We start from the raw sequence: 11,624 nt of genomic DNA, 5'->3' as shown, positions 1-11,624 counted from the left end.
TTACCGCTGCGCCTTTGGCGGAGGCGGAAGCTGGGCGGCCCGCGCCGCGTAGCGTCGGGCTTCGTCCGGGCGGTTCATGGCCTGATAGGCCTCGGCGAGCAGTTCCAGCGTATAGCGCAGACGGTGACTTTCGGGCCCGTAGGCCTGCTCGAAGCGGGCCAGCGCCTCCTGGAGTACCGACACCGCCTGTTCCGGCCGGCCGCGGTCCAGGTACAGACGGCCAAGGTTGTTCAGCACGCCGGCGCTCTCCGGCGACTGCGCGCCAAACCATCTGTGGTAGATGTCCAGCGCCCGTTTCAGGAACGCCTCCGCTTCGTCGTATTTTCCTTCCGCCGTGTAAAGCTGGCCCAGCAGGTTCAGCGCCAGCCCCACGCTCCGATTTTCGGGACCGTACTGCGCCTGGGCCAGCGCGAGCGCCTGCTCGGCCAGCGGAATGGCCTGGGCGTACTGCCCGGCTTCCTTCAACCGCATGGCACGCACGAAGAGCGTGGACCAGTCCGAGGGCTGGGCTTCCACCGCAAGCGCCAGCACGCTGCCGAGCAGAAGAACTGTGAACCGTCGCATGCGCATTCCTGTTGGCTTCGCTGGAGGACCCCTACAGTTTAGGGCAACGTCTTCGTTTAGTCAATGGATTTGAATAATCTCGTTCCCCTGCCGCCATCGTTTTTCGACCGGCCTACGCTGGAGGTGGCGCGTGATCTGCTGGGGCGGTGGCTGGTGCATGAGCACCCCAGCGGGGTGCGTCTGGTGGGACGCATTGTCGAAACCGAAGCCTATCGCCAGGACGATCCCGCCTTTCATGGCTGGCGGTTGGTCGATCCGGCCACCGGAAAGGTGCGCCCCGAAGGGCGCGCCTACGACCTGTTTGCGCCGCCTGGTACGGCCTACGTGTATCTGAACTACGGCATGTACTGGCTATTGAACGTGGTGACCGAGCCGGAAGGCGTGGGCGGAGCCGTGCTCATCCGAGCGGTGGAGCCGATTGCCGGGCTCGACTTTCTGCGGGCGCGTCGCCCGAAGGCTCGCCGGCCCTGCGAACTGACCGGCGGACCGGGACGGCTCACCATGGCCTTCGACATCGACGGTCGTTACCATCGAAAGCCACTCACAGCGCCGCCGCTTTACTTTGCACCCGGGAAGCCGGTGTCGGACGCCGAAGTCGCCACCTCACCCCGAATCGGCCTTTCCCGCGGAACCGACCGCCTCTGGCGCTTCTTCGTGCGCGACAATCCCTACGTGTCCCCGGGGCCGTAAGGGGAAAGGGGGGCGTGGATGATAAGCGAGCCGCAGCCCGTGTGTCTGTGTGTCTCTCGGCTTTCTGGTGGAGCAGCAACCGGAAGCGCGGAAAGGGTGGGTAGCGGTCCTGTAGAACACACAACTCGGCGTGCAGCGGAGTTTATTTACCCGTGTCGTACACGCTAATAAATAAAACCCCGCGATTCCGAGCCGAATCGCGGGGTTTTTTGATGCCTCAGTGGTCAGGGGCGGAATCGAACCGCCGACACCGGGATTTTCAGTCCCGTGCTCTACCAACTGAGCTACCTGACCATCCGCAGCGCTCAAATATACACCGATTGCGCTGCCAGAGGCAACAAACGTCGCGCCGTCGGGCGGGTTTCATGAAGGATTGAAGGTGCGGGTTGCACCGCTCAAGCTGCGTCGAACGGGGCCAGGTGGCGGTCGAAGTGCGCTTCCAGCAGTCGGTAGTAGGTCTCTTCGTTTTCCTGAAGGACTGCCAGCAGTCGGTCCCGGAAGCGCGGGCGGCCGTCTGCGTCGGTGGCCGTCAGGACCGAACCGAAGGTGACGTGCAGCACCTGCCGGGCATCGAACTGCTCCAGCAGTGCCGGCAAGGCGTCGTCGGGCACGTCGGAAGCCTTCGGGACCCGCTCCAGCAGCGCCGATACGTGGTAGGTGGCGCGGTCGGTTTCGTAGCGGGCCCGGGCAAAGTCCAGAATCTCCCGAAACAGCGGCGGATCCAGCTCGGCCACAGCCCGCAGCGCCTCCAGATAGGAAGTGCCGGCCGTCTTCAGGTGGAAGAGTTCGCCTGCATGGCGGGCAAACAGCGGATAGAGCGCAAACTTGTCGGATCCGGAATGCAGGCTCAGCTTATAGGGGCCCAGGGTGCGGGCGATCGCCACGTGGAGCTTCAGGTGGGCCTCGAACTCTTCCAGATCACCGATGTAATCGACGCCCTTTTCCAGGCGCCCCACGAAGCGGGGCGCCAGGCTGATCCAGCGTACGCCCAGCCGCTGTAGCTCGCGCGCCACGAAGAAGTGCTCCGCCGGGGAGGTGGGCACTTCGGTTTCGTCGACGGACATTTCCAGTTCGAAGGGGCGGTTGCCCATGCGGTTGGCAATATGGCGATACATGCGGGCCGTGTGGGCGATGGCGCCGCCGTACTTGGCCAGCGCCTGCATCAGCGTGCGCTCCTCGAACGACAGTTCGTAGGGACCCACCTGGAAATGCTGGCCGAGGTAGGCCCGGCGCAGATCGGCGAGCGTCGTTTCGAGGGACTCCCAGGGGAGGGCGGCCACTTTGGCTTCGAGCGTGGCCGCATCGGCCGTGTCCACCTCGTTATCGACGAAGGCGCTCGGGTCGATCGTGAAGAAGGTGAAGCCGGCCTCGATGCAGCGATCGGCGTCTTCTTCGGTCTTCAGGTGGTCGGCGTCGGCGCCGTAGCCCTGGCGCCAGCCTTCCTGGAAGACGCCCCACATGGCCTCGTCGAGCACCTGCTGGGGGGTGCGGCCGGTGCGCGTCATTTCGCGAATGGACTGCTGAGCGAAGACAGGGGCCAGCTTATGCTTGCGCACGGCCCGTACATGGCCCGGGGTGGCCAGGCCCAGGCGATCGCCGCAGCCCACCGAGGCGCGTAGCCCGAGCGGACGAGGTGCCGTCCAGGGAATGTGCCGACGCAGTGCCCGGGCATTGGCGGCCGTAAGCGGACACGACTGAAAGATCAGTGTGCGGCCGTCGAGCGAGAGCTGGTGCCGCACGCCCTCGAAATCGTGCAGGCCCGCTTCCGAGAGAATGCCCAGACGCTTTTCCCGGCCATCGCGGGCCAGGAAAAACACACCCTCCGAGGTAGGCTCCAGAGAAGTCGGATACACCTGCTGGCGAATCACGTCGGTCAGGAAGCGCGCCAGCGACGTACGGTCGATTTCGGCCAGAGGCCGAGGGCGCTGCAGGAGCGTTTGCAGTACCGTTACCATCTCAGATCCCGGTAAAGATGGAAAATCCTCCGTCAACAGGAACCACGACGCCCGTCACGAAGCGCGAAGCGTCGCTGCACAGCCAGACGAGTGTGCCGATCAGATCGTCGGCCTCGCCGAAGCGTCCCATAGGGGTATGCGCGATGATCGCCTGGCCACGCTCGGTCAGCGATCCATCCTCGCGTAGCAGCAGATGCCGGTTCTGCTCGCCCAGAAAGAAGCCCGGCGCGATCGCGTTGACACGGAGCCCTTCGCCGTAGGTACGGGCCAGTTCCACGGCCATCCAGCGCGTGAAATTCTCCACGGCGGCTTTGGCTGCACTGTAGCCCACCACGCGGGTGAGGATGCGGGTGGCGGCCATGGACGAGACGTTGACGATCACGCCGCGTCGCTGCCGGGCCATCACCTCCCCGAAGATCAGGGTGGGAAGGATGGTGCCCATCAGGTTCAGGTCGATGACCTTGCGGAAGGCCTCCTCGGTCAGCTCGAAGACGGCGTGGCCGGGTTCGAGCGTGGCTTCCCGGACGTTGCCGCCGGCGCCGTTGACCAGGATGTCGAGCCGATCCCAGCGGCGCAGCAGCGTTTCCCGGGCCTTTTCGAGCGAAGCGCGATCCAGCACGTCGCCCGGAAGGGCCAGTGCTTCACCGCCGAGTTGCTTGATTTCGGCCACGGCTTCCTGCAGGCGCTCCGGTCGGCGGGCCAGCAGGGCCACCCGGGCACCGGCCATGGCCAGGCCGCGCGCCATGGCGCGCCCGAGCGCGCCGCTTCCGCCGGTGACGAGCGCCACCCGGCCGCTCAGATCGAACTGCTGCACGAGGTCTGCATGCATGCTCATGACTCAAAAGATCGGAAAAAGTTAACGGTTACGCAACCGAGTAAAACAAAATAATCACGCCGCGCAAAACCTGCATCAGGACGAACGCGTAAGCAACACGCAATCTGCATAAAATTTTTGAACGAGAACAGGCACGGATGTTGTGTTTGCCGTAATTTTGCAAAATCTGGAGGATTAACCGGCTGAGGCTCATGGCAAAGAAACGGGTGCGACTGGCCGACATTGCCGAGCGGCTGAATCTGAGCAAGGTCAGCGTCTCGAAAGCACTCCGCGATCACCCGGACATTTCCAAGGAAACACGCGAGCTGGTCAAGAAGACGGCCGCCGAGATGGGCTACCTGCCCAATCTACTGGCCCGTTCGCTTTCGTCCCGGCGTTCCTACACGCTGGGTGTGGTCGTGCCGAAGATCGCGCACGCGTTCATGGCCACGGTGGTCGATGCCATTCAGGAGACGGCCACGCAGCGAGGCTACGGCATTGTGCTGGCCGTCTCGCAGGAGCGGGCCGATCTGGAACGGCAGCACATCGAACGACTGCTGGCCATGCGCGTCGATGGACTCCTCGTGTCCGTCTCGCAGCAGGAGCCTCATCTCGAAGTGTACGAGCGGGTGCGGCAGATGGGCGTGCCGCTCGTGTTTTTTGACCGTGCGATCGAGGGGCTGGGCTTCAGCAGTGTGATCGTGGATGACCGGGAAGGGGCCTACCGGGCCATCGAATACGTGATCCGCAAGGGGTACCGGAAGATTGCACACGTGGCGGGCACTTCGGAGGTGCTTATCGGCCGTGAGCGGCGGGCCGGCTACGAAGCCGCCCTCCGGGATGCCGGTATCCCGATCCGGCCGGAGTGGATCATCGAAGGCGGATTCGATGAATGGCATGGTTACTATGCCTTCAAGCGCCTGCTGCAGGGCAAAGAATTGCCTGAGGTGATCTTTGCCGTTACGTTTCCGGTCGAGCTGGGCATTCGCGCAGCCATGCGCGAGACCGATCCGTCACTGCTGGAGCGCATTCAGCTCATTTCGTTCAGCGAAGGCGGTCTGAACGAATTCTACGTCTACCCGCACATCTGCGTCCGGCAGCCGGCCCGAGAGATCGGCCGTCGGGCTGTGGAAATGCTGATCGAAGAGATTGAACGCGAGGATGGCATTCAGCCGCGCCAGGTCGTGCTCAAGACCGAGTTGATCACGCCGGAAGACTACCTCCGACGATTCGCCGTGCGGATGGCCACCGAGCGCTCGCTGGCGGCCGACTAACGAACGCCCCACATCAGCTTGGAGCGCAGCGTCTGGAAATAATGCTGGCCGGGCAGTTTGACGAGGTTGACCGTATGCTCGGCCCGACGGATGGTGATGCGCTGGCCTTCGCGATGGATGAGCTGGCTGCGGCCGTCGGCCGCCAGCACATAGGGCTGGCCGCCTGTGTAGACGCGGGCTTCGATTTCGACGGAAGCAGGCAGCACGATGGGACGCAGCGTCAGCGTGTGCGGAGCGATGGGGGTCAGGATTACCACCTCGCATTCGGGCGAGACGATCGGGCCGCCGGCCGATAGCGAATAGGCCGTGGAGCCGGTCGGTGTGGAGAAGATGAGCCCGTCGGCCCAGTAGCGGGTCAGCGATACGCCGTCGACCGTCACATCGATCGTGATCAGACCAGCCAGCCCGCTGCGGTCGATCACGAACTCGTTCAGGGCCCAGGGCAACTCCGGCACGGGCCCGTCTTCCAGTTCGGCCTCGAGCACCATGCGGGCTTCGAGGTGGTAGTCGCCCGCTTCGATCGTGCGGATCGCCTCGCGCACCTGTTCCACTTCCACATCGGCCAGAAAGCCCATACGGCCGATGTTGACCCCCAGCACAGGGGTACCCCGGCGACCGGCCAGGTGGGCACTCTGCAGGAGTGTGCCGTCGCCCCCGAATGAAAGCAGCAGGTCCACTTCGGCCGCCAGATCGTGCGCCGTGAGCGCGGCCGCCTCGTCTTCCGAAAGCAGGCCGCGGGCGACCAGGCCCCGTGCTACGTCCGGGTGCAGACGCACTTCCAGTCCCTGACGGGCCATCCAGCGAATCAGTTCGCTGACCGGCTCCCAGAGTTGCTCCTTCTGCGTGTTGCCCGTGATGCCGTAGATCATGACCGGATACCGATGCGCCCTGTCTTCGGAAAAGTACGATACAGGCGGCGCGAAAAAGCGGCAACTACTGCTTTTCGGGACTTTTTGAAGAAACGGCCGCTTATCGATCGGTCGTTGTGAAATGCAACGTGGCCGCATGGCGGCCGTCGAAGGCCTCCCCCGCCAGAAACGTAGCATGCAGCGCACCCAGCGGCAGCAGCATGATTCCAAGGGTGCGGCCGTCGATCAACCGCTGGAGTACAGGACGCGAGATGGTGGCAAAGACCTTTCCGCCGCGCCGCTCGGTCACGTCTACGTCGATGATCATCTGGGTGTTGAAAACTTCCTCCAGAGGCTGGCCCTGGCAGAGTGTCTGGAACGTAACGGTCTGTTGATCCCAGTTCGGATCACCTCCCAGGATTTCGACAATCCGGAGCTTTCCGAATTCCTCCAGGTCGGTATCCTGGCGTTCCACGCTCCAGGTGGTCAGTTCCAGCAGGCCGTGGTCGGCCACGCGCCGTCCGGCAAACGCCCGCAGATCCCAGCGCAGAATCGCGTACTGTGAGGCGCCAACGGCCAGGACCGGCACGCGCATGGTGTCGGTGACGGCATACCAGCCGTTGAAGTTCAGTTCGGGATAGGCCAGATCGATGGTGGCGTCGTGCGCGACCGACACGTGGTGGGCAAAAGCTGAAACCGGCGGAATGGGCGGGTGATAAGACACGGCTTCGCCCTGATCGGGGCCGGCCGTCGGAACGTGTACCACCGAAACCTTGAAATAGTCGATATCGACGCGATAGACACCCAGCCCCCAGTCCATCAGCGCCAGCTGACCGTAGACGGTATCGCCGGGTACGGCATCGAAGCCCCGGGTGGTCATGCTGATCGTATGCCAGTTCGTCGTGTCGGGGATGTCGAACTCCATCAGGTGGGTGTGAAAGTCGGTGGTGCGCTGCGTGTTCAGGTGCAGGTTGACCCGGCGGGGCGCATGGCTGACGCGGATGCGTGCTTCGATGCGGAGTTCGTAGTCGGGATGCTGTAGCAACGCCAGATCCAGGCCGGAGGTCACGTCGCGTTTGATCAGCGCCCACCAGATGTTGCGCCGGTCCTGGCGCGCATCGACGTAGATGGTGGCGTAGCCGGGGCCCGGACGGAACTCCATGTGGGCGTTGCCATCGCCGGTGAAATAGATCCAGCCGTCCAGGTCGGAATGATCAAATGTATCGATAAACTGAGCATGGAGGCCCATCGGTTGGAGCAGGAGCACAAAGAACAGCAGGCGGCGCATCTTTCAGCGAGGGTTATCCGGTCAAAACGGTAGATCAAATCAGCTCCGGAAAAATACGAACGCGTGTTGCAGGTTACACCGGGAACGCTTCGGTGTCTTTTTCAGAAAAAACGTTCCCGTCCATGCTGAGCCGGGTCTGGAGCAGCACGACGCTGGGCATCGAGGCCATTCCGGTGGAGATCGAGACGCACATCGAATCGGGCATGCCGCGCTACACGGTGGTCGGGTTGCCCGACGGGGCCGTGCGCGAAAGCCGCGATCGCATCTGGGCGGCGCTGCGCAACAGCGGGTTGCCGTTACCGCGCGGGGCCATCACGGTGAACCTGGCGCCGGCCGATCTGCGCAAGGAGGGCGCAGCGTTCGATCTGCCCATGGCGCTGGGATTGCTGGCCGCCAGCGAAGGAAGTCCGAGTCCGGAGGCGCTGGCGCCGTTCGTCATCGTGGGGGAGCTGGCGCTCGACGGCAAGGTGCGGCCGGTGCGGGGCGTGCTGCCCATTGCCATTCAGGCGCGACGCGACGGGCGCAAAGGGGTGATCGTGCCGCTGGACAATGCGGAGGAGGCCGCGCTGGTGGAGGGGTTGGAGGTGTACCCTGTGGCGTCGTTGCAGGAAGCGGTAGGGTTATTGACGGGTGCAGTGTCGCGTGAGCCGTTCCGGCGGGATCTCAAAGCGCTTTTTGCCGAGGCGCAGACCTACGACGTGGATTTTGCCGACGTGCGCGGGCAGGAGAACGTCAAACGGGCGCTGGAGGTGGCGGCCGCCGGCGGACACAACGTGCTGATGGTAGGACCGCCCGGGGCCGGCAAGACGATGCTGGCCCGGCGACTTCCCACGATTCTGCCGCCGCTGACGCCCGAGGAGGCGCTGGAGACTACCAAGATTCATTCGGTGGGGGGCAAGCTGAACGGGGTCGGATTGATCGCGCGGCGGCCTTTCCGGGCGCCGCATCACACGATCTCGGATGCCGGACTCTGCGGAGGGGGTGCGCATCCCATGCCCGGCGAGATCTCGCTGGCGCACAATGGCGTGCTGTTTCTGGACGAGCTTCCGGAGTTCAAGCGGCAGGTGCTCGAGGTGCTACGGCAGCCGCTCGAGTCGGGCCGCATCACGATCAGTCGGGCGCGTTTTTCCATCGAATATCCGGCGCGCTTCATGCTGGTGGCCAGCATGAACCCCTGTCCGTGCGGACATCTGAACGATCCACGGCGCACGTGTGTGTGCACGCCGCCGCAGGTGCAGCGTTACCTGTCGAAGATCAGCGGGCCGTTGCTGGACCGGATCGATCTGCATATCGAGGTGACGCCGGTGCCTTTCGAGGAATTGAGCCGCAGGCAGGAGGGCGAGCCGTCGGCGGCGATTCGGGCGCGGGTGGTGGCGGCGCGGGAGCGACAGGCCGAGCGGTTTCGGGACGTGCCGGGCGTCTACTGTAATGCGCAGATGCCGGCGCGCCTGGTACGCCGTTATTGCACACTGGACGCCGAGGGACAGCAGCTCATGAAACTGGCCATTCACCGACTGGGGCTGAGTGCCCGTGCCTATGATCGGATCCTGAAGGTGGCGCGCACGATTGCCGATCTGGCAGGCAGTGAGGAGATCCGGCCCGAGCACCTTTCGGAGGCGATCCAGTATCGCTCGCTGGACCGAGAGTCCTGGTTCCTGCGCTGAGACTCAGCGCCGCGGGCTCACATCGGCGCGCTCGGTGGCCATCAGGATCGTCATACCGAGCGCTTTGGCCGCGCTGGCCACGTAGGCGAACTGATCAACGGTCGCCTTGCGGTCGGCGCGAAGCACGAGCGTATTCCGGTCGCCCCTGACGGCCCGCAGCGTGCTGAGCAGGTCCTCACGGGCCACCTGCTGCTGCTCGACATAAAAGCGGCCGTCCTCGGTGATCACGACGGTGACATATCGGGCCTGCGTGGGCGCTCCGGCTTCGACGCGCGGCAGGTTGACGCGAATGCCGAACTGGGGAATGAAGCTGGAGGTGAGCAGGAAGAAAATCAGCAGCAACAGCACGATGTCGGCCAGTCCGGCCAGCGCGAACGTGGTCAGCGGCTTGCGCGAGGTGGAAAAATTCAGCGGCATGGCTTCCAGTGTCAGAGCAGGGTTTCAGGTTGACGGCGCGGGCGCGGCACCGGCTCCTGGAGCAGGTCGATGAAGTCCGTGGCGGACCGCTCCATGTCGTTGACGAGCCGGTTGATGCGCGTCAGTAGAAAGTTGTGCCCGAACAACGCCAGGATACCCACCACCAGACCGAATGCCGTGGTGAGCAGCGCCTCCCAGATGCCGCCGGCCAGCACGCTGGGATTTACGTTGCCCTGCAGGTTCTGGATCTGCTGGAAAGCTTCGATCATCCCGGTTACCGTACCGAGAAACCCCAGCATGGGAGCAATGCCCGCGATGCTGGCCAGGATGTCCATGCGCTTTTCCAGTTCGAATGCCTCGTACTTGCCGGCCGCCTCGACGGCATCGCGGATCTCTGCGATCGGGCGACCCAGCCGCTCCAGGCCCCGGCGGAGGATGCGCGTGATGGGCTTGTCCTGCGCCTCGCAGTAGGCCAGCGCGCCCCGGATGTCGCCGGCCTCCACGTAGTCGCGCACGCGGTCCATGATCTGACGGGGATCGATTTTGGCGCGCTGCACGGTGATGAGGCGCTCGACGATCAGGTAGATGGTAAGCAGCGAGAGCAGCCCGATGGGAATCATGATCCACCCGCCCTGCACCAGGATGTCGAGCAGCGACATGGAAGTGGCGGGCGGCGCCATTGCGCTCAACGTGTCGGTCGGCAACGAGACGGCTTGCAGCAGCACCATGTCGGGGTCAGATTATTGCGTGGTGGAAGGTACCCGAAACACCCAGGCATCCGGAGGCAGCACGTTGCCGAGTTGGCGTTTGGCGGCCAGCGCTTCCTCCGGTGAACCATACCGTCCAACCGCCACCCGGTATCGGGTGGTTCCGCCTGTCGTGGTGGCTACGATAGTGACCGGCAGGCCCCGTTCGGCCAGCGCGCGGCGAAAACGCTCCGCAATGCGCTCGGCGGCCGTCTGGCTGGTCACTGAGCCGACAATCAGCGCATAGTCGCCGGGAGCCGGCGGAGCAGGCGGTGGTGGGGCTTCAGCGGTCGGGGTGGACGTTTCGACAGCGGTATCGGCGGCAGGTGGGGCGGCGGCAGCGGTCGTTTCCGGCGGGGTGGTCGGCTGCACTTCGGCCTGAGACGGTGCAGGAGGAACGACCTCCGGCTCCGAGGGACGCGAAAACAGCAGGAACCAGACGGCCACGGCGCCGAGCACCACAATAAGTAATGCAGCCGGAACCCAGACGGGCAACCCGCGACGCCGCTCCTCTTCGACGCGAAAACGAGGAGGCCGTGGGGGTCTCAGCGAGGGTTCTGGCGAGGGCGGTGGCGTTGGCTCTTCCGACTCGGCCGGGGCTTCCGGTTCCGGCTCAGGTTCGGGTTCGGGAGTCGGCGCTGCCGGCGCTTCTTCCACGGCCGATGCCGCCTCTTCGACTTCTTCCGGGCTTTCTGCTTCAGGAGGAGGCACCTCGACACGGGGCGTCTCAGGCTCCACCTCGTAGAAAGGGGAGGTGGAGACCTCTTCCGCTGTTTCTAGTTCTTTGCTTGCTTCCGTTTCCTCACCCTCCGGAGGAACAACTTCCGTTTTGCGATACGCCTGCGCCGAGGGCGGCTCTACAACGACAGGCTCCAGGCCGGCGAAGCGATGGTTGACGGCTTGCACCAGGGATGCGTCCGGCTCGAACCGCAGACCTTCTTCGCTGCGGACCAGATGGCCCAGGCCGGGCAGACTGGCCCGACCCTCCCGTTCCAGTTGCTCCTGGAGGCTGGCAACGTACGCGCGAAACGCCGCCTCGGCGGCTTCAGGGGTACAGCCGAGTCGTTCGGCCAGCTGTTGAATCAGCGACGCGGGCATGCGACAGTTCCGGTTGGTGGCGGGTCAGGAAGCTTCCGGCGTAAAGGCGGGGAGATCGCGGGGCGGGTGTAGCACCACGCGGCCGTCCGGCAGCCGTTCGGTCGTGCTGCCGCGGTGGTCCACGTAGAACGTCCCGAGACCGGGCACGTGCACCGACTCGCCACGCATCAGGGCCTCCTGCACCAGTTCGGCCAGTGCCTGGGCTACCTGTTCAGGAGTGGGCGTTTCCATGGGGCCTCCGTGTTAACGGCAGGTTACCTAAAACT

12 protein-coding genes and 1 tRNA gene are annotated in these 11,624 nt (G+C 64.5%); 3 read left to right on the top strand and 10 right to left on the bottom strand.

The genetic code is table 11. The features are described from left to right. The gene (locus GYH26_RS08510) at nucleotides 1-564 is read right to left on the bottom strand and encodes a tetratricopeptide repeat protein (RefSeq protein WP_242006334.1); all 564 of its coding nucleotides are present in this window, start codon (nucleotides 562-564) and stop codon (nucleotides 1-3) included. Between the two features lie 63 nt (nucleotides 565-627). On the opposite strand from GYH26_RS08510, the gene GYH26_RS08505 reads away from it, so the two are divergent. Continuing rightward, complete coding sequence (locus tag GYH26_RS08505) at nucleotides 628-1,254, top strand: DNA-3-methyladenine glycosylase (RefSeq protein ID WP_161541285.1); 627 nt, start codon at nucleotides 628-630, stop codon at nucleotides 1,252-1,254. Nucleotides 1,255-1,475: 221 nt separating this feature from the next. On the opposite strand, the gene GYH26_RS08500 is transcribed toward GYH26_RS08505, so the two are convergent. The 3 genes from GYH26_RS08500 to GYH26_RS08490 form a co-directional block, all read right to left on the bottom strand. Next, nucleotides 1,476-1,548: transfer RNA gene (locus GYH26_RS08500), tRNA-Phe, on the bottom strand. 101 nt (nucleotides 1,549-1,649) lie between these two features. Next, entirely contained in the window at nucleotides 1,650-3,209 is a 1,560-nt protein-coding gene (locus tag GYH26_RS08495; protein WP_161541284.1) for a tagaturonate epimerase family protein, read from the bottom strand. 1 nt (nucleotide 3,210) lies between these two features. Continuing rightward, complete coding sequence (locus GYH26_RS08490) at nucleotides 3,211-4,044, bottom strand: SDR family oxidoreductase (RefSeq protein WP_161541283.1); 834 nt, start codon at nucleotides 4,042-4,044, stop codon at nucleotides 3,211-3,213. 191 nt (nucleotides 4,045-4,235) lie between these two features. On the opposite strand from GYH26_RS08490, the gene GYH26_RS08485 reads away from it, so the two are divergent. Next, on the top strand, nucleotides 4,236-5,297 hold the full coding sequence (locus tag GYH26_RS08485; RefSeq protein WP_161541282.1) for a LacI family DNA-binding transcriptional regulator: 1,062 nt from the start codon (nucleotides 4,236-4,238) through the stop codon (nucleotides 5,295-5,297). On the opposite strand, the gene GYH26_RS08480 is transcribed toward GYH26_RS08485, so the two are convergent. Further along, nucleotides 5,294-6,166: an NAD(+)/NADH kinase gene (locus GYH26_RS08480; RefSeq protein ID WP_014067158.1), complete on the bottom strand. Its 873-nt coding sequence runs from the start codon at nucleotides 6,164-6,166 to the stop codon at nucleotides 5,294-5,296. The genes GYH26_RS08485 and GYH26_RS08480 overlap by 4 nt on opposite strands. 100 nt (nucleotides 6,167-6,266) lie before the next feature. Then, on the bottom strand, nucleotides 6,267-7,433 hold the full coding sequence (locus GYH26_RS08475) for a hypothetical protein (RefSeq protein WP_161541281.1): 1,167 nt from the start codon (nucleotides 7,431-7,433) through the stop codon (nucleotides 6,267-6,269). A gap of 122 nt (nucleotides 7,434-7,555) precedes the next feature. Between GYH26_RS08475 and GYH26_RS08470 the strand changes: the two genes are divergently transcribed. Then, the gene (locus GYH26_RS08470; RefSeq protein ID WP_161541280.1) at nucleotides 7,556-9,097 is read left to right on the top strand and encodes a YifB family Mg chelatase-like AAA ATPase; all 1,542 of its coding nucleotides are present in this window, start codon (nucleotides 7,556-7,558) and stop codon (nucleotides 9,095-9,097) included. 3 nt (nucleotides 9,098-9,100) lie between these two features. Here the strand turns inward: GYH26_RS08470 and GYH26_RS08465 are convergent, their stop codons facing one another. Genes GYH26_RS08465 through GYH26_RS08450 form a run of 4 tightly spaced genes read right to left on the bottom strand, consistent with a single transcriptional unit; the run spans nucleotide 9,101 to nucleotide 11,589 of the window. Next, the gene (locus GYH26_RS08465) at nucleotides 9,101-9,514 is read right to left on the bottom strand and encodes an ExbD/TolR family protein (RefSeq protein ID WP_012844020.1); all 414 of its coding nucleotides are present in this window, start codon (nucleotides 9,512-9,514) and stop codon (nucleotides 9,101-9,103) included. 11 nt (nucleotides 9,515-9,525) lie between these two features. Beyond that, nucleotides 9,526-10,242: a MotA/TolQ/ExbB proton channel family protein gene (locus tag GYH26_RS08460; protein ID WP_161541279.1), complete on the bottom strand. Its 717-nt coding sequence runs from the start codon at nucleotides 10,240-10,242 to the stop codon at nucleotides 9,526-9,528. Between the two features lie 12 nt (nucleotides 10,243-10,254). After that, complete coding sequence (locus GYH26_RS08455) at nucleotides 10,255-11,358, bottom strand: SPOR domain-containing protein (protein WP_161541278.1); 1,104 nt, start codon at nucleotides 11,356-11,358, stop codon at nucleotides 10,255-10,257. A gap of 24 nt (nucleotides 11,359-11,382) precedes the next feature. Next, entirely contained in the window at nucleotides 11,383-11,589 is a 207-nt protein-coding gene (locus GYH26_RS08450; RefSeq protein WP_012844017.1) for an HU family DNA-binding protein, read from the bottom strand. Nucleotides 11,590-11,624: the final 35 nt, after the last annotated feature.

Origin of the sequence: Rhodothermus marinus (assembly GCF_009936275.1) — a bacterium.
GTDB lineage: Bacteria > Bacteroidota > Rhodothermia > Rhodothermales > Rhodothermaceae > Rhodothermus > Rhodothermus marinus_A.
Note: the sequence above shows the minus strand (reverse complement) of the source record. Positions and strands in the feature narration are given on the sequence as shown.

Excerpts from the sequence above, each read along its gene's own strand:
- GYH26_RS08510 (WP_242006334.1), bottom strand. The coding sequence starts at position 564 with ATGCGACGGTTCACAGTTCTTCTGCTCGGCAGCGTGCTGGCGCTTGCG.
- GYH26_RS08505 (WP_161541285.1), top strand. The coding sequence starts at position 628 with ATGGATTTGAATAATCTCGTTCCCCTGCCGCCATCGTTTTTCGACCGG.
- GYH26_RS08495 (WP_161541284.1), bottom strand. The coding sequence starts at position 3,209 with ATGGTAACGGTACTGCAAACGCTCCTGCAGCGCCCTCGGCCTCTGGCC.
- GYH26_RS08490 (WP_161541283.1), bottom strand. The coding sequence starts at position 4,044 with ATGAGCATGCATGCAGACCTCGTGCAGCAGTTCGATCTGAGCGGCCGG.
- GYH26_RS08485 (WP_161541282.1), top strand. The coding sequence starts at position 4,236 with ATGGCAAAGAAACGGGTGCGACTGGCCGACATTGCCGAGCGGCTGAAT.
- GYH26_RS08480 (WP_014067158.1), bottom strand. The coding sequence starts at position 6,166 with ATGATCTACGGCATCACGGGCAACACGCAGAAGGAGCAACTCTGGGAG.
- GYH26_RS08475 (WP_161541281.1), bottom strand. The coding sequence starts at position 7,433 with ATGCGCCGCCTGCTGTTCTTTGTGCTCCTGCTCCAACCGATGGGCCTC.
- GYH26_RS08470 (WP_161541280.1), top strand. The coding sequence starts at position 7,556 with ATGCTGAGCCGGGTCTGGAGCAGCACGACGCTGGGCATCGAGGCCATT.
- GYH26_RS08465 (WP_012844020.1), bottom strand. The coding sequence starts at position 9,514 with ATGCCGCTGAATTTTTCCACCTCGCGCAAGCCGCTGACCACGTTCGCG.
- GYH26_RS08460 (WP_161541279.1), bottom strand. The coding sequence starts at position 10,242 with ATGGTGCTGCTGCAAGCCGTCTCGTTGCCGACCGACACGTTGAGCGCA.
- GYH26_RS08455 (WP_161541278.1), bottom strand. The coding sequence starts at position 11,358 with ATGCCCGCGTCGCTGATTCAACAGCTGGCCGAACGACTCGGCTGTACC.
- GYH26_RS08450 (WP_012844017.1), bottom strand. The coding sequence starts at position 11,589 with ATGGAAACGCCCACTCCTGAACAGGTAGCCCAGGCACTGGCCGAACTG.